We start from the raw sequence: 24,270 nt of genomic DNA on the forward strand, positions 1-24,270 counted from the left end.
CGCGCCTACGTCCCGACCATGGCCATCCGACGTATCCTCACCATCGACAACGCCGCCGACCTGGCGATCCTGAAACAGGTCTCCAAGCCCGTCGCGGGCGTCGACGACGCCGTGCGCGCCCTGATGGACGACATGCTGGAGACCATGTACGCGGCGCCGGGCATCGGCCTGGCCGCCGTTCAGGTCGGCGCCCTGGACCGGGTCATCGTCATGGACCTGGGCGATCGCGACGGAACCGTCTGCGAAACGGAAGAGGAAGACACGCCGGAGGCCGCCGAGGCGCGCCGCAACCCGCGCTTCTTCGCCAATCCGGAAATCCTGTGGGCCTCGGACGAGCTCTACACCTACGAAGAGGGCTGCCTGTCCATTCCCGAGTATTTCGACAAGGTGGAACGGCCGGCCCGCGTTCGCATTCGCTATCTGAACCGTGAGGGTCAGTCGGTGGAGGAAGAGGCTTCGGGCCTCTACGCCGTCTGCATCCAGCACGAGATGGACCATCTTAACGGCGTGCTCTTCATCGACCACCTGTCGCGGCTGAAGCGGGAACGCGCCGTGACCAAGGTCAAGAAGGCCGCCCGAGACAGGATCGCCGCCTGATGACGAAGCGCAGCCCCCGCCCCATCCGCCGCGGCCAGTCCCTGGTGATCGACACCCAAGGGCGCCGTCGCCTGACCCGCAGCCAGAAGATCGGCGTCGCCGGGGTTGCGACCCTGGCGGGCGTGGCCCTGCTGGGCGTGGTGGCGGGCCTGCTGCTGGACCGGCTGCTCGATTTCGACGACGCTCTGGACGCGGGCGGCGAATGGGACGAGGGCGGCGGCGTCTTCACCCGCTGGCAGTAAACCTCTAAAGGCGTGCCCATGCGCCTTGCCTTCATGGGAACTCCCGATTTCGCCGTGCCGTCCCTGGCCGAGCTTCTCGCCTCGGGCCACGAGATCGTCGCCGTCTATTCGCAGCCGCCGCGCCCGAAGGGCCGGGGCCAGAAGCTGACGCCGTCGCCGGTTCACGCCTTCGCCGAAACCATGGGCCTGCCGGTCTTCACGCCCGAGAGCATGAAGTCGCCCGAGGCCGTCGCCGACTTCCAGAGCCTGGACCTCGACGCCGCCTGCGTCGTCGCCTACGGCCAGATCCTGAACGCCCAGGTGCTGGCCGCGCCCCGACTGGGCTGCCTGAACCTGCACGGCTCGCTGCTGCCCCGCTGGCGCGGGGCCGCGCCGATCCAGAGGGCCATCATGGCCGGCGATGCCGAGACCGGGGTCCAGATCATGCAGATGAGCCTGGGCCTGGACGAAGGGCCGATCCTGCTCAGCGAAATCATGGACATCCGGCCCGACGACACGGCCGCCAGCCTGTCCGAGCGCATGGCCCATGTCGGCGCCGCCCTGTGGCCCCGAGCCCTGGCCGCCATCGATCGGGGAGGGGTGACGCCGACCGAACAGGTCGGCGAACCCACCTACGCCCGGAAGATCACCCCCGCCGAGGCCCGGATCGACTGGGCCCGTCCGGCGGCCGAGGTCGACGCCCATATCCGCGGCCTGTCGCCCTTCCCCGGCGCCTGGTTCGAGGCCCCCTCGGAAGCCGGCCCGGTTCGGATCAAGGCCCTGCTGTCGGCCCTGGCGGACGGATCGGGCGCGCCCGGAACCGTGCTGGACGACGCCCTGACCGTGGCCTGCGGGACAGGCGCCGTGCGCCTGATCCGGGTTCAACGCGAGGGCAAGGCGGCGCAATCGACCGATGAGATGCTGCGCGGCTTTGCCCTGCCGGCCGGGACCGTGCTCGGCTGATGCCGCGCTACAAGCTGACCCTGGAATACGACGGCACGGCCTATAACGGCTTCCAGGCCCAGGAGGACCAGCCGACGGTCCAGGGCGCGGTCGAGGCCGCCATACTGGCCTTCTCCGGCGAGCGGGTGCGGATCGCCGCCGCCGGCCGCACCGACACCGGCGTTCACGCCACGGCCCAGGTGATCCACGCCGATCTGGAGCGGGACTGGCCGGTCGATACGGTGCTGAACGCCGTCAACGCCCATCTGATCAAACAGGATGTCTGCGTCCTGTCGGCCGAATACGCGCCCGATCCCGACTGGCACGCGCGGTTCTCCGCGACCGGCCGGGGCTATCTGTACCGGATCCTGAACCGCCGGCCTCAACCCGTTTTGGAGCGCGACCGCGTCTGGCACGTCAAGAAGAGCCTGGACGCCGAGGCCATGCACCATGCGGCCCAGGTCCTGGTCGGCCTGCACGACTTCACCACCTTCCGCGACGTGGGCTGCCAGTCCAAGTCGCCGGTCAAGACCCTGGACGTGGCCCGCGTCAGCCGGTTCGGCGAGGAGGTGCATCTGGTCTTCCAGGCCCGCAGCTTCCTGCACCGCCAAGTCCGGTCCATGGCCGGAACCCTGGTGGAGGTGGGGCTGGGCCGCTGGACCGCCCGTGACGTCAAGGCGGCGCTGGAGGCGAGGGACCGTGCCCGGTGCGGCCCCGTCGCCCCCTCGGCGGGGCTCTATCTCAGCGGCGTGCGCTACGACTGAACCCCGCCTAGACCGGTCAGCCGCGCTGCTGGACCAGGACCTCGGCGATCTGCACCGCGTTCAAGGCCGCGCCCTTCCTCAGATTGTCGTTCGAGACGAACAGAGCCAGGCCGTGCTCGACCGTCGGGTCGGGACGCACCCGACCGACGAAGACTGGGTCCTGGCCTGCGGCCTCCAGCGGGTTCGGCACGGCCGTGACCACCACGCCCGGCGCCTGGGCCAGCAAGTCCAGCGCCGTCTCGACCGACATCGCGCGCTCGAACTCGGCGTTGATCGACAGGGAGTGGCCGGTGAAGACCGGCACCCGGACGCAGGTGCCCGAGACCGGCAGGCCGGGGATCTCCAGGATCTTGCGGCTCTCGTCGCGCAGCTTCAGCTCCTCGTCGGTATAGCCGTCCTCGCCCAGCTTGTAGTTCAGAGCCACCACGTTCGCGGCGATCGGCACGACCCACTTTTCCGGCGCGCCGAAGTCCACGGACCCGCCGTCGCGGGCCAGGGCCGCGCCCTGTCCCACGGCCGCCCGCGACTGGTCCTCCAGCACGCGGATGCCCTCGATCCCGCCGCCCGAGACGGCCTGATAGGTCGAGACCGTCAGACGCTTCAGCCCCGCCGCGTCGTGCAGAGGCTTCAGCACCGGCATGGCGGCCATGGTGGTGCAGTTGGGGTTGGCGATGATCCCCTTGGGCAGGTTCGCCAGGGCGTGGGGGTTCACCTCGGCGACCACCAGCGGCACTTGCGGGTCGCTGCGCCAGGCGGAGGAGTTGTCGATCACCACCGCCCCAGCGGCCGCCACCTTGGGCGCCAGAGCCTTGGAGGTATCCCCGCCGGCCGAGAAGAAGACGATGTCCAAGCCGGCGTAGTCCGCCGTCGCCGCATCCTCGACCACAACGTCGGTCTCGCCGAAGCGGATGGTCTTGCCCGCCGACCGGGCCGAGGCGAACAGGCGAAGCGAGGCCAGGGGGAAGTTCCGCTCGGCCAGCAGGCCGCGCATCATCTCGCCGACGAGGCCGGTTGCGCCGACGATGCCGACGTGGGGAGGGTTGGACAGGGAAAAGGACATTCAGGCGTCTCCTGGGAGGATGGAGGCGCGGGGTTCAGCCGGATCGACCGCCCCGCGCATCGGCGGGGCTTGGGATCGGGGTTCGGCGCTTCAGACCTCGCGCACACCCGAAACCGCCCCGCCGAAGCCGGTGGTTTTCAGGGTAATCGCTTTGGTCATGGAGGCGGTCACGGCCAAGCTCTCTAGGGCCGAAACTGCGATGTGTAAACCTCAGACGGGCGGGGCGGTCGTCTGCAACAGGGCCTGGCGGCGGCGGACCCGTTCACGCCAAGCCGTATAGAGGCCGCTGGCGGCGATCAGGGCGGCGCCGGCCAAGGTGTCGGCGGTCGGGGTGGTCTTCATCAGCCAAGCGCCGAAGGCGACCGCGCCGAGGATCTGCAGATAGTCGAACGGGGCTACGACGGCGACGGGCGCCTTTTGCAGGGAGGCGGTCATCAACAGCTGGGCGACGCCGCCCGCCACGCCCGACCCGGCCAGGAGGGCGAAGGTCGTCAGGGCGTGCATCCGGCCGACGAAGGGCAGAAGCAGGGCGCCGACGATGGACGAGCAGACGAAGAACCAGAAGACGATCGCCGCCACATGTTCGGTGTCGCGCAGCTGCCGCAGGGTGATCGTGACCGCCGCCGTCAGGAGGGCGGCGGCCAGGCCGAAGCCGACGCCGGCCAAGGGCAAGGGGGTTGAGCCCGCTCCGGAAACCAGAGACAGGGGGCGGGTGACGATCAGCACGCCGATGAAGCCGACCGCCACCGCCGCCCAGCGCCGGGGGCCGACCGCCTCCTTCAGAACTAGGAAGGACAGGATGGTGGCGAAGATCGGGGCGGTGAAGCTGATGGTCGTGGCCTCCGCCAGCGGCAGAAGCGTCAGGGTCTGGAAGACGCACAGAATGGAGGCGACGCCCAGGGCGCTGCGGCCCAGATGCGCCATGGGGCGGCGCGTGGCCAGGCCCGCCAGTCCGCCCGGCTGGGTCAGCACCCAGATCAACACCACCGGCAGGCCGAAGAAGGCGCGGTAGAACAGCATCTCCGGCGCGGTGACCCCGTCCAGGGAGGCCAGTTTCAGAACCGCCGCCATGATGGAAAAGGCGCCCGCTGCGGCGATCCGAAGGGCGATGCCCCTCGCAATGTCTTCGCTTCCGGTCGTCTTGCTCATGCCGCTCCTGTCGCACGAACCCATAGGCCTTCGCGTCGCCGCCGCCCACCCCGGCGGAGCGATTTCCATCCGGCCGCGTTAAGCCTGCGGATCGGCAAGCTTCGCTGCAACATCGACAGGGTTGGAGGCGCTCTATGGAAAATCTGCTGGATCAGATCGGTCAGTTCCTCAACGGCCTGTTCAACCTGGCCAGCGCCGGTTTCGACGGCGTCAATCAGGTCATGGGTCTGATCATCGCCGTGATCGCCGCTTTGATGATGGTCGATTGGCGATCCTTGGGATCGACGGCCTTGGGGGCGACCCTGGTTCATCTGATCGTCGTGGCCGTCCTTCCCGTCCTGAACGGCGGCGACTTCGCCCTGCCGGCCATCCTGACGGCGGGCTTTTGGTTGACGGGTCTGGCCCTGTTCCTGGGCTACGCCATCGTCATCGCCGTCTTCTTCTTCATCAAGACCTTGCTGACGGGCACGGCCTTCGGGCGGCGCAGGGTGCTGCACTGAGTTCAGCGGGCTCGGGGGGCCAGGCGCGGCTTCAAGCCTGACGGAAGCCCAGCACGTCCTGCATGTCGTAAAGGCCGGGTCGGCGGGTGCGAACCCAGGCGGCGGCGGCGACCGCGCCCTTGGCGAACAGCGACCGGTCGATCGCGGAATGGCTGAGGGTCAGGACCTCGTCCTCAGAGGCGAACAGCACCGTATGTTCGCCGATGATTCCGCCGCCCCGGATCGAGGAGAAACCGATCTTGCCGGTCTCGCGCTCCCCCTGGACGCCGTCATAGGGTTTGGAGCGGATCTCGGCCAGATCCGTAAAGCGGCCCTCGGCGGCGGCCTCGCCCAGCATCAGGGCGGTGCCGGAGGGAGAATCCACCTTGCGGCGGTGGTGGGCCTCGGTGATCTCGATGTCCCAGTCCTGGGCGTCCAGACGCTGGGCCGCATGCTGGACCAGACCGATCAGGATGTTCACGCCCAGGGAGAAGTTGCCGCTCTTGACGATGGCGATCTTCTCGGCGGCCTTCATCAGCTCGGCCTCCTGTTCCGGAGTGAAGCCGGTCGAGCCGATCACCAGACTAGGACCGCCGCGCGCGGCCGCAGACTGGGCCAGGGCGACCGAGGCGTCGGGCGTGGAGAAGTCGATGATCACGTCGCACAGGGAGATGTCGGCGGTCTCGCCCCAGTCGAATCGGGCGGCGACGACCACGTCCTCGCGGGCGTCCAGCACCTGGGACACCGCTCGACCCATCCGGCCGCGATAGCCGGAAATGCCGGCGTGGAAGATGGCGCTCAAGCCGCGTTCTCTTTCGACCCGTCCGCATCCTGGCTGCCCAGAATGTCGGCCCAGAAACGCTTCGCCTTGCCGGCGAAGCTGGAGTTCCGGGGGTTCTGCGCCTCGCCGAAGGACAGGGCAAGCTCTTGTAGCAATTCCTTCTGGCGCGGCGTCAGGTCGGTCGGGGTCTCGACGAACAGTTCGACGACCAGATCGCCGCGCGCGCGGCCGTTCAGATGGGGCATGCCCTTGCCCTTGATCCGCACGGTCTTGCCGGTCTGGGCGCCGGCGGGCACCTGGACGGCGGCCTTGCACTTGCCGTCGCAGGCGTCGGAGACCAGGCAGGGGGCGTCGATCTCGCCGCCCAGGGCCGCCACCGTCATCGGCACGGGCACGGTGACCAGCAAGTCGAGGTTGTCGCGCTCGAACAGGTCGTGCGGCGTCACCGACAGGAAGACGTAGAGGTCGCCGCGCGGGCCGCCGCGCTGGCCGGCGTCGCCCTCGCCGGTCAGGCGGATGCGCGAACCGTCGTCGACGCCGGCGGGGATCTTCAGGTTCAGGGTGCGGGTCTTCCGCACCTGGCCGTGCCCGTGGCAGGTCGTGCAGGGGTCGGCGATCATCTGGCCCGCGCCGTGGCAACGGGGGCAGGTCCGCTCGACCTGGAAGAAGCCGTTGGCCTGGCGCACGCGGCCGGCGCCGTTGCAGGTGGTGCAGGTGACGGGCTTGGTGCCCGGCTTAGCCCCCGAGCCCTCGCAGGTCTCGCAGGTCAGGGTGGCGGGGACGTCGATCTGGACCTCGGCCCCGCGATAGGCCTGCTCCAGCGAAATCTCCAGGTCGTAGCGCAGGTCCGAACCGCGCCGCGGTCCGCCCTGCTGGCCGCGGCCCTGGCGGCCGCCGAAGGCGTCCCCGAAGGCGTCGCCGAAGACCTGGGAGAAGATGTCGTTCAGGTCGGAGAAGCCCTGGCCCTGACCGAAGGGATTGCCGCCCCCGCCGCCGTTGACCCCGGCGTGGCCGAACCGGTCATAGGCCGCCCGCTTCTGGTCGTCGGACAGAACCGTATAGGCCTCGGAAATCTCCTTGAACTTGGCCATGGACTCTTCCGAGCCGCCGTTCCGGTCCGGGTGATGGATCATCGCCAGCTTGCGATAGGCCGATTTCAGGCCGGCGGCGTCGATCGTCCGCTCGACGCCCAGAATTTCGTAATAGTCACGCGCCATCGGGCGTCAGTCCTCATTACTTCCCCTGCCGCCCGGCCCGAACCTCTGCGGGCTCTGGAAAAGGCGGTGTCCCGGCTGACATGGGGGCCGGAACGCTTGATGCAAGTTTCATGAAAAGACCCCGCCTATCGCAAGACAAGCGGGGCCGTATCATTTCAGCGACCTGTTGCGGATCAGGCGCTCTTCTTCTCGTCGGTGTCCGAGACGTCCTCGAACTCCGCATCCACCACGCCGTCGTCAGCCGGCTGGCCATCGGCGGACGCGCCCTGCTGGGCGGCGTACATGGCTTCGCCCAGCTTCATCGAGGCCTGGACCAGGGTGTTGGTCTTGGCGCGGATGTCCTCGGCGTCCGTACCCTCGCGGGCGGTCTTCAGATCGGCCAGAGCCGTCTCGATCGCGGTCTTGACGTCGGCCTCGACCTTGTCGCCGTGGTCGGCCAGGGCCTTTTCGGTCGAGTGGATCAGGCTGTCGGCGGCGTTCTGGGCCTCGACCAGGTCCTTGCGGGCCTTGTCGGCGGCGGCGTTGGCCTCGGCTTCCTTGACCATCTTCTCGATGTCGGCGTCCGACAGGCCGCCGTTGGCCTGGATGCGGATCGACTGTTCCTTGTTGGTCGCCTTGTCCTTGGCCGAGACGTTGACGATGCCGTTGGCGTCGATGTCGAAGGCGACCTCGATCTGCGGCATGCCGCGCGGCGCCGGGGGGATGCCCATCAGGTCGAACTGACCCAAGAGCTTGTTGTCCGCCGCCATCGGCCGCTCGCCCTGGAAGACCCGGATCGTCACGGCCGACTGGTTGTCGTCGGCGGTCGAGAAGGTCTGGCTCTTCTTGGTCGGGATGGTGGTGTTGCGCTCGATCAGGGGCGTGAAGACGCCGCCCAGGGTCTCGATGCCCAGGGTCAGGGGCGTCACGTCCAGCAGCAGCACGTCCTTGACGTCGCCTTGCAGCACCCCGGCCTGAACCGCGGCGCCCAGGGCCACGACTTCGTCGGGGTTCACCCCCTTGTGCGGCTCCTTGCCGAAGAAGGCCTTCACGGCCTCCTGGACCTTGGGCATGCGGGTCATGCCGCCGACCAGGACGACCTCGTCGATGTCCGACGCCTTCAGGCCGGCGTCGGCCAGGGCCTTCTTGCACGGCTCGATGGTGCGGGCGACCAGGTCGTCGACCAGGGCCTCCAGCTTGGCGCGCGACAGCTTGATGTTCAGGTGCAGCGGGCCCGAGGCGTTCATGGTGATGAACGGCAGATTGACCTCGTACTGGGTGGTCGAGGACAGTTCCTTCTTGGCCTTCTCGGCCTCTTCCTTCAGGCGCTGCAGGGCCAGCTTGTCCTGGCGCAGGTCGACGCCCTGCTCCTTCTTGAACTCGTCGGCCAGATAGTCGACCAGGCGCAGGTCAAAGTCCTCGCCGCCCAGGAAGGTGTCGCCGTTGGTCGACTTCACCTCAAAGACGCCGTCGCCGATCTCCAGGATGGAGACGTCGAAGGTGCCGCCGCCCAGGTCATAGACCGCGATCTTCTGACCGTCGTTCTTCTCCAGGCCATAGGCCAGGGCGGCCGCAGTCGGCTCGTTGATGATGCGCAGGACTTCCAGCCCGGCGATCTTGCCGGCGTCCTTGGTGGCCTGGCGCTGGCTGTCGTTGAAATAGGCCGGGACGGTGATGACGGCCTGGGTCACCTTCTCGCCCAGATAGGCCTCGGCGGCCTCCTTCATCTTGGTCAGGGTGAAGGCCGAAATCTGCTGGGGCGAATAGTCCTTGCCGTGCGCACGCACCCAGGCGTCGCCGTTCGGACCCTTGACGATCTCATAGGGCACCATGCCCTTGTCCTTCGCCACGACGGGATCGTCGAAGTTGCGGCCGATCAGGCGCTTGATGGCGAAGAAGGTGTTGGCCGGGTTGGTGACGGCCTGACGCTTGGCCGGCTGACCCACCAGGGTCTCGCCGCCGTCCTGAAGGGCGACCACCGAGGGGGTGGTGCGGGCGCCTTCGGCGTTCTCGATGACCTTGGGGTTCTTGCCGTCCATGACGGCCACGCAGGAGTTGGTGGTGCCGAGGTCGATGCCGATAATCTTGGCCATGGGCGTACTGTTCTCTCCGTATCGGCGGGCGATGCGGCGGCCTTGGATGAAGCGCCGCGCGTGACCGCCCCCTGTGGGTTGGCGTGATGGTGCCGGATAGCCCCAGGTTTCGCGGGGTTTCTCCGAAGCTGGCCCCGATATGGGAAAGTCCCCTAGGCCTGCAAGGGCGTTCTGCGATTCAGCGATGCGCCGGCCCCGGTTTTCCCGCAGGATGAGGCCATGTCCCCGGTTTCAGCATGATTTCAGAGGTCCAAACCGCCGTTCAAGGCTTCCGCCTGTGGCCCGGCGCCCTGGACGGTCCGGCCCAGGCCGATCTGGTCGATGCCGTGTTCGCGCGTCTGGAGGCTGCGCCCCTTTATCGGCCGATCACCCCTGGCGGGCGGCCGTTTTCGGTGCAGATGAGCAATTTCGGGCCGCTGGGCTGGGTCTCGGACCGCAGCGGCTATCGCTATCAGCCGACACACCCGCAGACCGGGCGGGTCTGGCCGGATATTCCGCCGGTGCTGCTCGACTTGTGGCGGGCGACCGTCGGCGGGCCTCAGCAGCCGGACGCCTGTCTGGTCAATCTGTACCGCGAGGGGGCGAAGATGGGCCTGCACCAGGACAGGGACGAGGCGGACCTGACGGCTCCGGTTCTTTCGGTGTCGCTGGGCGAGGCGGCCCTGTTCCGTATCGGGGCGGTCGAGGGCGGTCGCACTGCGACGCTGCGGCTGGACAGCGGCGACGTCTGCGCCCTGACCGGGCCGGCGCGACTGGCCCGGCACGGGGTCGACCGCGTCCTGGCGGGCTCGTCGCGCCTGATCCCGGGCGGGGGACGGCTGAATCTGACCCTGCGCGTGGCGGGGATCAATCCTCGATGACCTCGTGGGCGCCGGCGCCGCCGAGGCGCCAATAGCCTGCCGCCTTCACGGACTTGGCCGAAAAGCCGAGCGCCAGCACGCGTGCGCGCAGGGCCTTGGCCACGGCGGATTCGGCGGCGATCCAGACATAGGCGTCCTTGCGATCCACCTCGGTCAGGGCCCGATCCGCCGCCGTCAGCAAGGCGTCGGGCCGGCCCCGAGGGGCGCCGTCGCGGATCGCCCAGGTGACGGCGACCTCGGCGGCGCTGTCGAAGGTCCATGTCGATTCCATATCCGAGACCTCGACCACCACATGGGCGCGCGCGCCGGCCGGCAGTTCCTCCAGACGGCGGGCGATGGCCGGAAGGGCGGTCTCGTCGCCGATCAGCACATGATCGGCATAGGCGGTGGGGACGATGAAGGAGCCGCGCGGCCCCCCCACGCCCAGGACCGAGCCGGTCTTCGCCGCCATGGCCCATTCGGTCGCCGGACCGCCGTGGCCGGTGACGAAGTCCAGGGTCAGGCGACGGGCGGCGGCGTCATAGGCGCGGGGGGTGTAGTCGCGCATCACCGGGCGCGGCTCGGCGAAGACTGGACCGTCCGGCCCGAGCGTCGGCAGGACCGGCGCCTGACCCTCGGCGACCGGGAAGATCTTCACATGGTCGTCGAAGCCCAGGGAGACGAAGCCGTCCAGATCCGCGCCTTCCAGCACGATGCGGCGATAGGTCGGCGTCAGATCCTCGATCGAGGCGACGGCCAGGGTGCGGAACTTCAGTTCGTGCCGCACGCGACGCGGGATGCGCAAGAGCCCGGTCATGCCTGTTCCACCTTGTCGGCGGCCTCGTTCAGTATGGCGGCGATGGCCTGAATCTGGGCCTCGGTCAGGGCGGTCTCGCCCGTCAGACGGCCGTGAATCGTGTGGCGCAGGCGGCCGATGGCGTCCTGGATGGCGGTCGGCCTGAGGGCGCGGGCGGCGAACTTGTCCATCGTCGCCTCGGCGGCGCGCAGGATCGCCTCGTTCTCGGCCAGCAGGGCGCGCCCGGCCTCGGTGATCGAATAGAGTTTCTTGCCGCCCTGGGCCTCGGAGTCCAGCGCGCCCATTTCCTCCAGCAGGGTCAGGCTGGGATAGATGACGCCGGGGCTGGGCGAATAGGCGCCGCCCAGTTTCGTCTCGACCGCCTTGATCAACTCATAGCCGTGGCTGGGCTTTTCCGCGATCAGCGACAGCAGAACCCAGCGCAGGGTTCCATGATCGAACAGGCGGCCGCCGCCGTGGCGTCCGGGCCCATGGCCGCGCCCTCGCCCTTCGCCGCCCCAGCCCGGACCGAAGCCCGCGCCGCGTCCGCCGCGCATGCCTCGCCCCAACCCCATTCCGAAGCCGTGGCCGAAGCCGTGACGGCCGTGTTTTTCGCCGCATCCGTTGCGGCCGTAGAACATCCCCGTGGTCCTCATCATCGCTTCCTTTTCGATATATCTATTCATGAGTTTTCAGATATATCGAAATATCGAAATCCGCAAGGGGGGCTGGTTTTCGGCGCGCCGCTGCGGCGTATGTCCAGGATGGACGATCTGAAACGCCGCTGGGCCCGCCTCGAACCCCACCTGACCGTCGTCGGGCCCGACGACGACCGGCCCCGCCCGGCGGTCCTGCTGTTCCACGGCTGCGGCGGTCTGCGCGAACACCTGCCCCGCTATGCGGAGGCGGCCAAGGCGGCCGGCTGGCGCGCCTTCACCATCGATTCCTACGGGCCGCGCGGCTGGGGCCGGGCCTTCACCCTGACGGCGGTCTGCACCGGCCTGGCCTTCCGGGGCTATGAGCGGGCGGGCGACGTCCTGGCGGCGATCCAGGGGATTTCGGCCCGACCGGACGTGGACGCGACCCGGCTGGCCCTGGCCGGATGGAGCCACGGCGGCTGGTCGATCATGGAGATGATGAGCGCCGATCCTGCGCCCAACACCCTGGGCGTGGCCGACCCCGGGGCGGCCGACCTGTCGGGTGTTCGCGCCGTCTGGCTGGCCTACCCCTATATCGGGCCCTTCGCCTTCAACCGGATGAAGCCGTGGCGGCATTGCCCCCGGGTGCTGGCCGTCACCTGCAAACGCGACCATCTGACCACGGTGCGCAACGCCGAACTGGTCAACGCCATGATCCGCGACTGCGGCGCCGAGGTCGAAAGTTGGGTCGCCCCCGGCACCCACGCCTTCGACGAACCGACCAACAACGGCCCGATGCGCCACGACCCGGACCTGACCGAGGAATCCCTGCGCCGCTTCCGCGCCTTCCTGACCGACGTCGCGCCGCACGTCTGAAAAATACTCCCAGCTCCCGTCTTGACGTCGGGCCCATCACGTAACAATTGAAGTTACATGAAAAGGGACTCCCGCCTCTCCAACATTCTCCACGCCCTGCTGCACATGGCCGAGTACGAGGCGAGGACCGGCGCGTCCATGACGTCGGATCAGCTGGCTGTCTGCCTGTCGACCCATCCAGTCGTGGTGCGCCGGACCATGGCGGGTCTGCGCGAACAGGGGCTGGTGGTCTCGGAAAAGGGGCGTGGCGGCGGCTGGCGGCTGGCCCGGCCCCTGGATCAGGTCACCCTTGGCCAGGTCAATACGGCCCTGGGCGAGCCCGGTCTGTTTCCCGAAACCCCGCCGGTCGAGGCCGACGGCTGTCTGGTCGAGGCGGCGGTCAACGACGCCCTGGCCGAGACCTACGCCGAGGCCCGCGCCCTGCTGGTCGCACGGCTGAACGAGATCACCCTGGCCGATCTGGCGGCGGACTTCGCGCGCCGAATGGCCGACCACCCAAAAAGGATCTGCTGAATGCCCATCTCAACCTCCATCGTCCCGAGTGAGCCCATGCCGCACGACGCCCTGATCCTGGGCGGCTCCTACGCCGGCCTGTCCGCCGCCCAGCAACTGGTCCGCGCCCGTCGTCGGGTGCTGGTCATTGACGACGGAAAGCCGCGCAACAGGTTCGCCGCGCGCGCCCACGGGTTTTTGAGCCAGGACGGCAGGCCGGGGGCCGAGATCGCCGCCGCCGCCCGCGCCCAAGTGGCCGCCTATCCGACCGTCGCCTTCCGCATGGCTGAGGCGGTCGAGGTCGAGCGGATCGACGGCGGCTTTTCGGTCGTCTTCGCTGACGGGACGCGGACCTGCGGCCGTCGTCTGCTGCTGTCGCACGGGGTCGAGGACGTGCTGCCGGACATTCCGGGCGTCAAGGAACGCTGGGGCCGGACGGCGCTCCATTGTCCCTGGTGCCACGGCTATGAGATCGGCCTCGGCCCGATCGGGGTGCTGGGGCGCGGCGACCATGCGGTCCAGTACGCAGCCACTGTAGCGGAGTGGGGCCAGGTCACCCTGTTCATGGGGCTGGAGGTCGGACTGTCGCCCGAGGACGCCCATCTGCTGTACCGGCGCGGCGTGACCATCGAAACCACGCCCATAGAGCGGCTGGAGGGGGACGCCCCCACCCTGACGGGCGCGCGCCTGGCCGACGGGCGGTTTGTGGCGTTGAAGGCCCTCTTCGTCGGAGCCCAGATCCAGGTCGGCAATCCTTTCGCCGAGCGCCTGGGGTGCGAAATGACCGACACGCCCATGGGCCGGGTGATCAAGGTGGACGGGATGCAGCAGACGACCCAGCCGGGCGTCTTCGCCGCCGGCGACCTGGCGCGGGCCGCGTCCAACATCACCCTGGCGACCTCGGACGGCATGATCGCCGGCCACGCCCTGTTCCGCTCGCTGGTGGAGGAGGAGACGCAGCGCGTGGCCTGATTGGCGCGGCGACAACATGTCGCCTTCCGCGCGAGTCTGATCAGGCTAGGTTGTGCGCATGCAAGTTTCCGCCAAGACATCCATCGCGCTCAAAGGGCTGCTCGTTCTGGGCGGCCTTGTTGCGCTCGTCGGGGCGGTCGGCATTCTCGGCGCGCCGGTCTTCATGGCAATGGCGCTGAACGGCTAGGTCAGCCGATCGTCGCGATCGTCGTGATCGTCGCGCGTACGGAATGGGCCATTTCGCAATGGTCGTGGGCCTGGTGGTGCAAGGCGTCCAACTCGTCCTGCGTCGGCACGCGACCCGTGAAACTGGTGCATGGGTTCAAGGTCACTTCGGCGATATAGCCGCGCCCTTGGTCGTTCTTGCCCATCTTGCCGAAAGCCTCGTCGACATAGGTGTCGACCACCAAGCCGGCGTTGGCGGCGAAGGCCAGGAACCACAGCATGTGGCAGCTGGACAGGGAGGCGATCATCGCCTCTTCGGGATCGACGGCGGAAGGATCGGACATCGGCAGGGGCACGCTGGCCGGCGCCGACGACCCCGGCACGACCGTCCCGCCGTCGAAGGTCCAGGAATGGGCGCGGCTGTAACGCTTGTCGAGGAAGGGCTGGTCCCCCCGGCTCCAGGCGACCTTCGCCTCGTACTTGCCCATCACGTCCTCCAGAAGCCGACGATCTTCTTGACCTCTTCCACCACCGGATCGGCGATCTCGGCGGCGCGCTCGGCCCCGGCCTTCAGCACCCGGTCGATCTCTACGGGATCGTCCATCAGCCGGCGCATCTCGGCCGTGACCGGCGCCAGGGCCGAGACGGCGAGATCCGCAAGAGCCGGCTTGAAGGCGCCGAAACCCTGGCCGCCGAACTGTTCGATCACCTGTTCGCGCGTCAGCCCGGCCAGGGCGGCGTAGATGGCCACCAGATTCTTGGCCTCCGGTCGGTCGTTCAGCCCGTCCAGGGTTTCCGGCAAGGGCTCGGGATCGGTCTTGGCCTTGCGGATCTTGGACGCGATCGTGTCGGCGTCGTCGGTCAGATTGATCCGGCTGTTGTCGGACGGGTCCGACTTGGACATCTTGGCCGCCCCGTCGCGCAGGGACATGACGCGCGTCGCCGGCCCCTGGATCACCGGTTCGGGCAGGGGGAAGAAGCCGGGCGCGCCGAAGTCGTTGTTGAACTTGGCGGCGATGTCGCGGGTCAGCTCCAGATGCTGCTTCTGGTCCTCGCCGACCGGCACTTCCGTGGCCTTGTACAGCAGGATGTCGGCGGCCTGGAGCACGGGGTAGGTATAGAGGCCGACCGAGGCCCGCTCCTTGTGCTTGCCCGACTTCTCCTTGAACTGGGTCATCCGGTCCAGCCAGCCGAGGCGGGCGACGCAGTTGAAGATCCAGGCCAGTTCGGCATGGGCGCGCACGGCCGATTGCGGGAAGATGATCGACCGGGCCGGGTCCAGACCCGAGGCCAGATAGGCGGCGGCGATCTCGCGCGTCTGGGCCGCCAGCTTCTCGGGCTCCTGCCAGACGGTGATCGCATGCAGGTCGGCGACGAAGACGAAGACCGGCGCGCCCTGGTCCTGCAGTTCGACGAACCGCTTCAGGGCGCCCAGATAGTTGCCCAGGTGCAGGGCGCCGGAGGCCTGGATGCCGGACAGGATACGGCGCGGGCCGGTGTAGAGGGCCGGAGGGGTTTGATCGGTCATGGGGTCGGGTCTCGGAAAGTCGGAATCAGGCGTGACGAAGGGGGCGGCGGTTCAGCCGCGCCATCGCCAGGTGGAGATCAGGCCCGAAAGGATCATGGCTCGCGCTTATCGCCTCGAAGAGGTTCAGTCCAGACCGGAGGCGGCCGAACCGCCGGGCTCGCGGCGCAGGGTCGCCTTCAGCTCCGCCACGGTGACGGCGCGGAAGGCCAGAAGACAGACGCCATAGACGCCCGCGCCCAGGCCGCAGACCACCAGCACGGCGATCTCCTTGGCCAGAAACAAACGGCTGAGCAGTCCGTAGTTGATCCCCGCCAGCAGCAGCAGGCCGGCCATGACCGCGCTCGCGCCCAGGACGCGGGAGAGTCTGGAAACGAAGGCCGGCGACGGCCGCCAGCTGTTCTCGCGAACCAGAACCCCGGCCAACAGGCCGACATTGATCCAGGCCGAGACGCTGGTGGCGATCGCCAGGCCCAGCACCCCGTCCCAGCCCTGGGCGCTGAACCAGAAGAACAGGCCCGAGCCCAGGATGACGGTGATGACCACGCTGACCACCGCGAAGATCATCGGCCGGCGCGTGTCCTGGCGCGCGAAGAAGGGCGGGGTCAGAACCTTGGCCAGGACGAAGGCCGGCACGCCCCAGGCGAATTGGCGCAGCACATCGGCGGTTCGGGCGGCGTCGGCGCTGGTGAAGGCGCCGCGCGTCACCGTGGCGTCGATGATGAAGAAGGGGATGACGAACAGGGCCACGGCGGCCGGCAGGGTGAAGGCCATGGCCAGGTTGATCCCGTCATCCAGCGTCTTCTGCCCGCCCACGTGATCCCCGGAGACGAAGGCCTTGGTCAGGCGCGGCACCAAAGCGAGGCCGATGGCGACCCCGACCAGACCTAGGGGAAGCTGGTACAGCCGGTCGGCGTTATAGAGCACCGACCGCGCGCCTTCGTCCGATCCGGTCAGGAACTGCGACACCAGGGAGTTGATCTGCAGGGCGCCTCCCGCCAGGGCGCCGGGCACGGCCAGAGCCAGGGTGTGGCGGACATTGGGCGTGATCCGGGGCAGGCCGATCCTGAGTCGCACGCCCAGCCGCCGCACGCCCCACCACAAGAGGCCCGCCTGAATGACGCCTGACACCGTCACCGCAGCCGTCACCATCAGCAGCACGGTCTCCTGCGGGATCGGCAGGAACATCGGCGGCAGCAGGGCGGCCAGGGTGCACAGGTTCAGAAACACCGGTACGGCGGCCGACAGCGCAAACCGTCCGCCGGTGTTCAACACCCCTGACAGCAGCGAGGCCGCGGTCATACAGGCCAGATAGGGCATGGCCAGCTGGGTCGCGATCACAGCGGCGCGCAGCACCTCGGGTCGACCCTGATAGGCCGACAGCAGCCAGGGCATGATCCAGGGCATCACCACCTGAAGCAGGATGCAGAAGCCGGCGACCACCGCCAGCATGAAGCTGAGCGCCTCGGATGCGGTGACGGCGGCGGCCTCTTCGCCCTCGCGCGCCCGGACCCCGCCGTAGACGGGGACAAAGGCCTGGGCGAAGGCGCCCTCGGCGAACAGGCGGCGGAACATGTTGGGCAGCATCAAGGCCGTGGTGAAGGCGTCCATCATCGGCCCCTGGCCGAAGCGCGCCGCCAGCGCCATGTCGCGGACAAATCCCAGAATTCGACTGCCCAGGGTCAGGCTGGACTGAACCAGGGTGTTGCGGGCGAGGCTCATGCGGACCGGGGGAGGAAGGCTGGAGAAAGGCGAGGCTTAGCGCGCTTCCGTCGGCGGCGATACGGATTTGGCGCGGGTCCGCCGCCCCAGTTCGGAGACGTCGCGCGCGCTGGCGCGGGCCGAGGCGACCTTGCGGCCCTCCGGCGCCGGGGCGCGGCTGTCCAGTACCGCTTCCAGGGCCGCGCGCAGTTCGGCGACCCGCTGTTCCGAGGTGATCTTCCGACCCTTGCGATCGACCACATAGAAGCTGTCCACCGCCCGCTCGCCATAGGAGGCGACATGGGCCGAGCGGATGTTCAGCCCTTCGTCGCTGAAGACCCGCGACAGGGCCGCAAGCAGGCCGGGCCGGTCGGCGCCCGAGACCTCGACCACGGTGGCGGTCTCGCTGGCGTGGTGATCGACCATGACCACGGGCCGGACCTCGAAGGCGGCCTTTCTGGCGTTGCCGGCGGGGGCGGGCGCCTTGCCGATGCGGCCCTCGCCGCGCGCGGCCTTCTCCAGCGCCTCGATCAGGGCGTTCAGCCGGCGCGGCTCGGCCTGGCCGTAGGGCAGGCCCGCCCCGTCCTGAACCCGAAAGACGTCCAGCACCACTCCCTCGTCCGTGGTCGCCACCCGGGCGTCCGTGACGTCGGCGCCCAGGGCGGCCATGGTCTGGGCCAGGTCGGCGAACAGGCCGGGCCGGTCCAGGGCGGCGATGGAGATTTCCGTGGCCTGGACCGGCAGGCCCTCCACCGGCGTCAGGGGGGCGGCCCGGGCGGCGGCGCCGGTCTGGCGCGCCCGCTCCACCAGGGCCGGATGGGCCGCCAGCGGGTCCGCTCGCGCCACGTCTTCGCCCCGGAACAGGGCGGCGACCTGGTCATAGAGGGTCCGCATCAGCTGGCCCTTCCAGCCGTTCCAGACCCCCGGCCCAACGGCGCGGATGTCGGCCACGGTCAGGACCAGCAGCATCCGCAGCCGCTCCGGATCGCCCACCAGTTCGGCGAAGGCGCGGATGGTGCCCGGATCGGACAGGTCGCGCTTCTGGGCGTAGTCGGACAGGGCCAGGTGGCTGCGCACCAGCCAGACCACCAGTTCGATGCGGCGCGGATCGACGCCCAGTCGCTCGCAGGCCCGGCGCGCGGCGATGGCCCCGTCCTCCAGCTGGCCGCGCTCGCCCCCCTTGCCGACGTCGTGCAGCAGCATGCCCAGCATCAGGGCTTCCATGTCCGAGATCAGGTGCACGATCTCGCTGGCCATCGGGTGGTCGGCCTTCAACTTGCCCCGGGCGATGTCGTTGATGACGCCGATGGCCTGGAGGGTGTGCTCGTCCACCGTATAGGCGTGGTACATGTTGAACTGGGTCTGGCCGACGATCCGCCCCCATTCCGGCAGGAACCGCCCCAGCAGCCCCGTCTCGTTCATGATGGTCAGGGTGCGATAGGGCCTCTGACCATGCGCCAGGACGTCGAGGAAGGCCCGCGACGCCACCGGATCGCGTCGCAGACGGGGCGTCACCAGCGACAGGGAGCGGGTCACGGCGGAGAAGGCGTCGGGGTGCAGGTCCAGATCGTGCCGGTCGGCGCAGACGAACAGGGTCAACAGCTTGACCGGATCGCGTTCGAACACCGAGGCGTCCTCGACCGACAGCCGCCCTTGGTCGATCCAGAAGCCCTCGATGTCCAGTTTTCGGCGACTGGGTCGAAAGGCGATCAGGCGCGACAGACCCTGGGCCGTCTTCTGGTGCCGCGCCTCCAGCTTGGCCGACATGGCCCGCGTCAGGGCGCCGACGTCACGGGCGTAGAGGAAATAGCGCCGCATGAACCGCTCGACCGCCGGCTCGTCGCCCCGGCCCTGCCAGCCCATGCGCCGGGCGACCTCGGGCTGCATGTCGAAGGTCAGCTTCTCCTCCGCCCGCCCGGCGACCAGATGCAGATGGATCCGCACCCGCCACAGGAAGTCGAAGGCGTCGTCGGACGTCCGGCGTTCGCGCGGGGTGAACAGTTCGTCCATCACCGCCGCGCCCAGTCGGCTGTCCGGCGCCAGGGATCGGGCGATCCAGTACAGGGTGTTGAGGTCGCGCAAGCCTCCCTTGCCGTCCTTGACGTTCGGCTCGACCTTGTAACGGGTCACGCCGGCCTTCTGGTGCCGGGCGGCGCGTTCCTCCAGCTTGGCGGCGATGAAGGGACGGGGGTCGGCCTTGGCCACCATGTCGCGGAACCGGCCGATCATCAGCTCGGACAGGCGCGCGTCCCCCGCCAGATGGCGCGCCTCCAAGAGGGTGGTCCGCACCGTCATGTCCGTGCGCGACAGGCTGAGGCATTCCTCCACCGACCGCACGGATGGCCCGACCTTGATGCCCAGATCCCACAGAACATAAAGGACGAATTCGATCACCGTGCCCCCGCGCGGCGTCGCCTTGGCGGGCCGCAGGAACAACAGGTCCAGGTCGGAATAGGGGGCCAGCACGCCCCGGCCGTAACCGCCCACGGCCACCAGGGACAGGCGTTCGCTCTCGACCGGGGAAACCGGGAACAGGACCTCGGTCGCCACGCGCCACAGGGCCGACAGCATGTCGTCGGCGGCCCTGGCGTAGAGGCGGGCGACTTCCCGCCCCTTCATTCCGCCGTCCAGCTTGCGCTCGGCGCGAGCGCGGGCGACGTCATAGGCTTCGCGCAGAACGACAGAGACCGCCGCGCGCGGGTCTTTCGCGCGGGCGGCCTCGTCAAGGCGGTCATCCAGACTGGGCGGAACGAGGGTCATGTCCGGCCCATATAGGCGCCGAACCCCTATGCGTCAGTGAAGGATTATTCGGGGCGAACGCGCTTCTTGCGGAACGACGGGTTCAGCACCTGTTTGCGCAGACGAATGGACTTCGGCGTCACCTCGACCAGCTCGTCGTCGTCGATATAGGCGATGGCCTGTTCCAGCGACATCTGGCGCGCAGGGGTCAGGCGCACGGCCTCGTCCTTGCCGGCGGCGCGGACGTTGGTCAGCTGCTTGCCCTTGATCGGGTTGACGTCCAGGTCGTCCCAGCGCGCGTTCTCGCCGATGATCATGCCCTGGTAGGTCTTTTCGCCGGCGCCGACGAACATGACGCCGCGGTCTTCCAGGTTCCACAGGGCGAAGGCGGCGGTTTCGCCGTCGGAGTTCGAGATCAGCACGCCCTTCAGACGGCCGGCGATGGCGCCCTTGTGCGGCTCATAGTGGCTGAACACCCGGTTCAGCACGCCCGAACCGCGCGTATCGGTCAGGAATTCGCCCTGATAGCCGATCAGCGAGCGCGACGGGCACTTCAGCTGGATACGGGTCTTGCCCGCGCCCGACGGGCCCATGTCGGTCATTTCGGCCTTACGGGCCGACAGCTTCTCGATGACGATGCCCGAGAACTCGTCGTCGACGTCGATCATGACGTCCTCGATCGGCTCCATCTTCTCGCCGTTCGGACCTTCCTGGAAGACCACGCGCGGACGCGAGATCGACAGTTCGAAACCCTCGCGGCGCATGTTCTCGATCAGAACGCCCAGCTGCAGTTCGCCGCGGCCGGCCACCTCATAGGCGTCGCCGCCTTCGGTGGTGGTGACGCGGATGGCGACATTGGCCTCGGCCTCCTTCAGCAGGCGGTCGCGGATGACGCGCGACTGGACCTTGTCGCCCTCGCGACCGGCCAGGGGGCTGTCGTTGACCGAGACGGTCATGGAGATGGTCGGCGGGTCGATCGGCTGGGCGGGAAGGGCTTCGGTCACCTCCATGGCGCACAGGGTGTCGGCCACGGTCGCCTTGGACATGCCCGCGATGGCGACGATGTCGCCGGCCTCGGAGCCTTCGTCCAGCGGCTGACGCTTCAGGCCGCGGAAGGCCAGGACCTTGGTGATGCGGCCGCGCTCGATCTCCTTGCCGTCGCGGTCCAGAGCCTTGATGGCCATGCCGGGCACGGCCTTGCCGCTCTCGATCCGGCCCGTCAGCAGACGGCCCAGGAAGGGGTCGGATTCGATCAGGACGTTCAGAATTTGGAACGGCTTGTCGACGTTCTGCTGCTGCTTGGGCGGCGGGACGTGGCGGACGATCAGGTCGAACAGGGGCGCCAGATTGTCGTTCGGCTGGTTCAGGTCCAGCGTGGCCCAGCCGTTGCGGCCCGAGGCGTAGATGTGGGGGAAGTCCAGCTGTTCGTCGGTCGCGCCGATGGCGGCGAACAGGTCGAAGGTCTCGTTGTGAACCCGGTCCGGATCGGCGTGGGCGCGGTCGACCTTGTTGATGCAGAGGATGGGGCGCAGGCCCATCTTCAGCGCCTTGGTCAGCACGAACTTGGTCTGGGGCATGACGCCTTCCTCGGCGTCGACCAGCAGGACGCAGCCGTCCACCATGCCCAGGATCCGCTCCACCTCGCCGCCGAAGTCGGCGTGGCCGGGGGTGTCGATGATGTTTATCCGGGTTTCACCGGCCTCGCCGTTCCAGAGCACCGAGGTGCACTTGGCCAGGATGGTGATGCCGCGTTCCTTTTCCTGGTCGTTGGAGTCCATGGCGCGCTCGGTCGTCGCCTCATTGGCTCGGAAGACGCCGGACTGGGCCAGAAGTTGGTCCACCAGGGTCGTCTTGCCGTGGTCGACGTGGGCGATGATGGCGACGTTGCGCAGGTTCATTTGATAATCGCGAAAAGGCGCGGCCGAGATGCGGGCGGCCGCTGGTCATGAAAAGGCATGCAGGGAGCGCGCGCCTCTTACAGCCATGTGGACGGAAAGACCAGAGCGGGCGTTTCGCCGCCTGCCGCCGCCTTACCGATATTTCATTCCCGACGCCGCATCCGCGCGGTCGAGCCCACTCCTCTACCCCTCGACGGCGTGACCGTTTGGACAAGGGAGACGATGATGACGGGCTTAATGGGATTGATGCTGGCGGCGGCCGTTCTGGCGCCCGGCGGCGCGCCGGACATGCGCGTGGACGCCAAGGGGCTGAGCATGGGCCGGACGGGGGACGCAGCGGTTCTGGCCGATCGAATTCAGACGGCCAGCCGAGACTGGTGCGCCCAGCATCGGGCGGTTCTGACGCCCGGCGACCTGGGGCTGCCGCAGGTGTGCGAGCGGGAAATGCGGCGCCGCGCCTATTATCAGCTGCCTGCTTCCGAACGCCGCCTTTTCGTCAAGGCCGGCGGGCGTCGTCTGCTGAACCAGTTTTAGAGACGACGGACCATATAGCGGGCGTCTGGGCCGTAGCTGGCCAGTTTGGCGGCAATGCCCGGCGCCGTCTGCTCGACGAAGCCGTGGCGGGACCAGAAGGCGACGGCGTCGTTGACGGCGACCAGGGCGACGGCGGGCCATCCGTCCTCCGTCGCCTGTTCCGCCAGACGCTCGATCACGGCGCGGGTCAGCCCGCCGCCCCGCGTCTCGGGGTGCAGGGCCAAGTCGTGTAGATAGAGGACGGCCGGGTCCGTCGGCAGGCCTTCGATCACCGTGTTCAAGGGCGGCGCCCCGTCGGCCCGCCAGGGATAGGCGATCAGATACCCCTGCGCGGGGGCGTCCCCGTCCGTCAGTACGAAACAGCCGCGCGGATAAAGGGCCAGCCGGTTCTCGAAACAGGCCCGCGCCTCGAAATGATCGGGGAAGGACAGACGGGCGATCTCGACCACGGCGTCGATGTCGCTCGGCCGCATCGGACGCCAGACTAGCTGGGGCAGCGCGCGTTCAGCTCCGCCTTCTGGAAACGCCATCGAATAATCCTCTCCTGGCCGTCCAGCACGCCTTCGATCCGGGCGTTCAGGATGTCGCCGTCGCGTTCATAGACGACCCGTTTTGGAAAGTCGTCGTCGGCCGCCTGTTCGAACACCACCCGGCTCGGTCCGGAGGCGACCACCGGAAAGACGGCGGCAGGCTGGCCCTCCGGCTGGGCGAAATAGGCCAGGGGCGCGGCCGGGGTCGGATCGACCGGAGCGATGCGCGACAGCTCCCACCCCGCCCGTCCGCCGCGAACGGTCAGCGAGGTTCCCAGCATCAGCTTCAGGCGCGGATCGGTCCAGGTTTCGGACACTTCGCGGCCCGGTTCGCAGGACAGCCAGTAGCCGGCCATCCAGCCCAGATCGGGACGCAGGTCCGGCCCGGTCTGAAGGGCGGCGGCGAGAAGCAGCGGGGTCAGCATGGTCGGTTTTCCTCTCCGGTCGACGTCGACAGGCTAGGCGGCGTGCGGGCTGGACGGCTTGTAGGTTTGCGACGCTATGGCTCGGGCCAGGGCGTGCTGCTCCCGCGCCCATTCCGTGGCGGTGCAGCCCAGGAAGCGCCGGAAGTCGCGCGCCATCTGCGGCTGGTCGAAATAGCCGGCCTCAAGCCCCGCTTCGAGCCAGCTCTGAGCCTCGCCGTCCGGCTGCGCGGCGTGGTCGAACACCCGGCGAAAGCGGAAAATCGAACGCAGCAGGCGGGGCGAGACACCGACCCGGTCGGCGAAGCGCCGCTGAAGCGCCCGTTGCGCCCCCGACGACCGAGGCGGCGCGGGCCGCTCGGCGGCCGCCTCATCGATCTCTGGGCGAACGATCGGGTCGATCGTCCAGTCCCCGTGCTGCTTCTGGCGGGTCAGCCAGGCGACGAAGGCCTCCGCCTGGCCCGTCGGATCGCCCGGCGGCGGATCGAACCCGATGAGGCGTTCGACCATGTCCAGCCGTCTGTCGGTCGCCTCGACCAGCGGTCGACCCAGAAAGTCACGCGCCCCGTCCGGTTCGAACCGGACGGACACCAGTTCGATGGGACCGGTCGGCTTCATGGCCAGGGGACAGGTCATCTGTCCGGCGAACAGGGCCGGGGGCTGCAGGTGGAAAGCACCGTCCTCGCCCTGTTCGGCGTAGGGGGCGCCGAGGTCGAACACCAGTTCGGGGCAGCCGTCAGGCGCGATGCGCTGGACGGTTGGACTGGGATCGGGGGCGGCGTAGGTCCAGATCACGCGGACGAAGGGCCGCAGGGCCGCTGGCGGCGCGAACTCCTGATACCGCTCCTCCCCCGAGGTCAC

Annotated in this window: 26 protein-coding genes; 11 read left to right on the forward strand and 15 right to left on the reverse strand. The window is 68.7% G+C overall.

All coding sequences use genetic code 11. The features are described 5' to 3' along the window. Positions 1-18 precede the first annotated feature (18 nt). From def to truA, 4 genes are read left to right on the forward strand one after another with little or no spacing between them, the layout of a single operon-like run. A complete protein-coding gene (gene def / locus GGQ93_RS09045; protein ID WP_183216511.1) occupies positions 19-597 on the forward strand; it encodes a peptide deformylase in 579 nt (192 codons plus the stop codon). Continuing rightward, positions 597-839 (forward strand): hypothetical protein, encoded by a 243-nt coding sequence (locus GGQ93_RS09050; RefSeq protein WP_183216513.1) that lies wholly within the window; start codon positions 597-599, stop codon positions 837-839. The genes def and GGQ93_RS09050 overlap by 1 nt, the downstream gene beginning before the upstream one ends. A gap of 18 nt (positions 840-857) precedes the next feature. Continuing rightward, complete coding sequence (gene fmt, locus GGQ93_RS09055; RefSeq protein WP_183216515.1) at positions 858-1,781, forward strand: methionyl-tRNA formyltransferase; 924 nt, start codon at positions 858-860, stop codon at positions 1,779-1,781. Next, entirely contained in the window at positions 1,781-2,524 is a 744-nt protein-coding gene (gene truA, locus GGQ93_RS09060; protein ID WP_183216517.1) for a tRNA pseudouridine(38-40) synthase TruA, read from the forward strand. Before fmt ends, truA begins: the two co-directional genes overlap by 1 nt. Before the next feature lie 16 nt (positions 2,525-2,540). On the opposite strand, the gene GGQ93_RS09065 is transcribed toward truA, so the two are convergent. Together GGQ93_RS09065 and GGQ93_RS09070 are read right to left on the reverse strand one after the other, a co-directional pair. Further along, positions 2,541-3,584 carry an aspartate-semialdehyde dehydrogenase gene (locus GGQ93_RS09065; RefSeq protein ID WP_183216519.1) on the reverse strand — a complete coding sequence of 348 codons (1,044 nt, stop codon included), beginning with the start codon at positions 3,582-3,584 and terminating at the stop codon, positions 2,541-2,543. A 210-nt stretch (positions 3,585-3,794) separates the two neighbouring features. Then, on the reverse strand, positions 3,795-4,733 hold the full coding sequence (locus GGQ93_RS09070) for a DMT family transporter (protein ID WP_183216521.1): 939 nt from the start codon (positions 4,731-4,733) through the stop codon (positions 3,795-3,797). Between the two features lie 134 nt (positions 4,734-4,867). On the opposite strand from GGQ93_RS09070, the gene GGQ93_RS09075 reads away from it, so the two are divergent. Next, positions 4,868-5,233 carry a hypothetical protein gene (locus tag GGQ93_RS09075; protein WP_152949187.1) on the forward strand — a complete coding sequence of 122 codons (366 nt, stop codon included), beginning with the start codon at positions 4,868-4,870 and terminating at the stop codon, positions 5,231-5,233. Positions 5,234-5,264: 31 nt separating this feature from the next. Here GGQ93_RS09075 and dapB read toward each other — a convergent pair whose 3' ends face one another. From dapB to dnaK, 3 genes are all read right to left on the reverse strand, one after another. Then, complete coding sequence (gene dapB / locus GGQ93_RS09080; RefSeq protein ID WP_183216523.1) at positions 5,265-6,014, reverse strand: 4-hydroxy-tetrahydrodipicolinate reductase; 750 nt, start codon at positions 6,012-6,014, stop codon at positions 5,265-5,267. Beyond that, positions 6,011-7,210 (reverse strand): molecular chaperone DnaJ, encoded by a 1,200-nt coding sequence (gene dnaJ, locus GGQ93_RS09085; RefSeq protein ID WP_183216525.1) that lies wholly within the window; start codon positions 7,208-7,210, stop codon positions 6,011-6,013. Before dnaJ ends, dapB begins: the two co-directional genes overlap by 4 nt. A 173-nt stretch (positions 7,211-7,383) precedes the next feature. Then, positions 7,384-9,282: a molecular chaperone DnaK gene (dnaK, locus tag GGQ93_RS09090; RefSeq protein ID WP_183216528.1), complete on the reverse strand. Its 1,899-nt coding sequence runs from the start codon at positions 9,280-9,282 to the stop codon at positions 7,384-7,386. A 236-nt stretch (positions 9,283-9,518) separates the two neighbouring features. Here dnaK and GGQ93_RS09095 point away from each other — a divergent pair, with 236 nt between their 5' ends. After that, positions 9,519-10,142 carry an alpha-ketoglutarate-dependent dioxygenase AlkB gene (locus GGQ93_RS09095; protein ID WP_183216530.1) on the forward strand — a complete coding sequence of 208 codons (624 nt, stop codon included), beginning with the start codon at positions 9,519-9,521 and terminating at the stop codon, positions 10,140-10,142. Here the strand turns inward: GGQ93_RS09095 and GGQ93_RS09100 are convergent. Then, on the reverse strand, positions 10,129-10,938 hold the full coding sequence (locus GGQ93_RS09100; protein WP_183216532.1) for a siderophore-interacting protein: 810 nt from the start codon (positions 10,936-10,938) through the stop codon (positions 10,129-10,131). The genes GGQ93_RS09095 and GGQ93_RS09100 overlap by 14 nt on opposite strands. Further along, complete coding sequence (locus GGQ93_RS09105; RefSeq protein ID WP_183216534.1) at positions 10,935-11,573, reverse strand: PadR family transcriptional regulator; 639 nt, start codon at positions 11,571-11,573, stop codon at positions 10,935-10,937. Before GGQ93_RS09105 ends, GGQ93_RS09100 begins: the two co-directional genes overlap by 4 nt. Before the next feature lie 108 nt (positions 11,574-11,681). Here GGQ93_RS09105 and GGQ93_RS09110 point away from each other — a divergent pair, with 108 nt between their 5' ends. From GGQ93_RS09110 to GGQ93_RS16270, 4 genes are read left to right on the forward strand one after another with little or no spacing between them, the layout of a single operon-like run. After that, positions 11,682-12,431: a dienelactone hydrolase family protein gene (locus GGQ93_RS09110; protein WP_183216536.1), complete on the forward strand. Its 750-nt coding sequence runs from the start codon at positions 11,682-11,684 to the stop codon at positions 12,429-12,431. Positions 12,432-12,488: 57 nt separating this feature from the next. Beyond that, the gene (locus tag GGQ93_RS09115) at positions 12,489-12,944 is read left to right on the forward strand and encodes an Rrf2 family transcriptional regulator (protein ID WP_183216538.1); all 456 of its coding nucleotides are present in this window, start codon (positions 12,489-12,491) and stop codon (positions 12,942-12,944) included. Further along, a complete protein-coding gene (locus tag GGQ93_RS09120) occupies positions 12,945-13,895 on the forward strand; it encodes an NAD(P)/FAD-dependent oxidoreductase (protein WP_224764299.1) in 951 nt (316 codons plus the stop codon). A 58-nt stretch (positions 13,896-13,953) separates the two neighbouring features. Further along, positions 13,954-14,082 carry a hypothetical protein gene (locus GGQ93_RS16270; RefSeq protein ID WP_260171187.1) on the forward strand — a complete coding sequence of 43 codons (129 nt, stop codon included), beginning with the start codon at positions 13,954-13,956 and terminating at the stop codon, positions 14,080-14,082. Position 14,083: 1 nt separating this feature from the next. Here the strand turns inward: GGQ93_RS16270 and GGQ93_RS09125 are convergent, their stop codons facing one another. The 5 genes from GGQ93_RS09125 to typA all read right to left on the reverse strand — a co-directional run bounded on the left by GGQ93_RS09125 (position 14,084) and on the right by typA (position 21,923). Then, entirely contained in the window at positions 14,084-14,548 is a 465-nt protein-coding gene (locus GGQ93_RS09125; RefSeq protein WP_054764308.1) for an OsmC family protein, read from the reverse strand. After that, the gene (trpS, locus tag GGQ93_RS09130; protein ID WP_183216540.1) at positions 14,548-15,588 is read right to left on the reverse strand and encodes a tryptophan--tRNA ligase; all 1,041 of its coding nucleotides are present in this window, start codon (positions 15,586-15,588) and stop codon (positions 14,548-14,550) included. Before trpS ends, GGQ93_RS09125 begins: the two co-directional genes overlap by 1 nt. Positions 15,589-15,711: 123 nt before the next feature. After that, positions 15,712-17,307 (reverse strand): murein biosynthesis integral membrane protein MurJ, encoded by a 1,596-nt coding sequence (gene murJ / locus GGQ93_RS09135; RefSeq protein ID WP_183216542.1) that lies wholly within the window; start codon positions 17,305-17,307, stop codon positions 15,712-15,714. Between the two features lie 36 nt (positions 17,308-17,343). Continuing rightward, the gene (glnD, locus tag GGQ93_RS09140) at positions 17,344-20,046 is read right to left on the reverse strand and encodes a [protein-PII] uridylyltransferase (protein ID WP_183216544.1); all 2,703 of its coding nucleotides are present in this window, start codon (positions 20,044-20,046) and stop codon (positions 17,344-17,346) included. A 44-nt stretch (positions 20,047-20,090) separates the two neighbouring features. After that, entirely contained in the window at positions 20,091-21,923 is a 1,833-nt protein-coding gene (gene typA / locus GGQ93_RS09145; protein WP_183216545.1) for a translational GTPase TypA, read from the reverse strand. 222 nt (positions 21,924-22,145) lie between these two features. On the opposite strand from typA, the gene GGQ93_RS09150 reads away from it, so the two are divergent. Beyond that, entirely contained in the window at positions 22,146-22,457 is a 312-nt protein-coding gene (locus tag GGQ93_RS09150) for a UrcA family protein (RefSeq protein WP_183216547.1), read from the forward strand. On the opposite strand, the gene GGQ93_RS09155 is transcribed toward GGQ93_RS09150, so the two are convergent. From GGQ93_RS09155 to GGQ93_RS16420, 3 genes are read right to left on the reverse strand one after another with little or no spacing between them, the layout of a single operon-like run. Then, positions 22,454-22,987: a GNAT family N-acetyltransferase gene (locus GGQ93_RS09155; protein ID WP_224764300.1), complete on the reverse strand. Its 534-nt coding sequence runs from the start codon at positions 22,985-22,987 to the stop codon at positions 22,454-22,456. The two genes, GGQ93_RS09150 and GGQ93_RS09155, sit on opposite strands and share 4 nt — an antisense overlap. After that, positions 22,942-23,412 (reverse strand): DUF6265 family protein, encoded by a 471-nt coding sequence (locus GGQ93_RS09160; protein ID WP_183216549.1) that lies wholly within the window; start codon positions 23,410-23,412, stop codon positions 22,942-22,944. Before GGQ93_RS09160 ends, GGQ93_RS09155 begins: the two co-directional genes overlap by 46 nt. 33 nt (positions 23,413-23,445) lie before the next feature. Further along, complete coding sequence (locus GGQ93_RS16420) at positions 23,446-24,270, reverse strand: AraC family transcriptional regulator (RefSeq protein ID WP_183216552.1); 825 nt, start codon at positions 24,268-24,270, stop codon at positions 23,446-23,448.

The sequence above is a fragment of the Brevundimonas aurantiaca genome, assembly GCF_014199955.1.
Lineage (GTDB): Bacteria > Pseudomonadota > Alphaproteobacteria > Caulobacterales > Caulobacteraceae > Brevundimonas > Brevundimonas aurantiaca.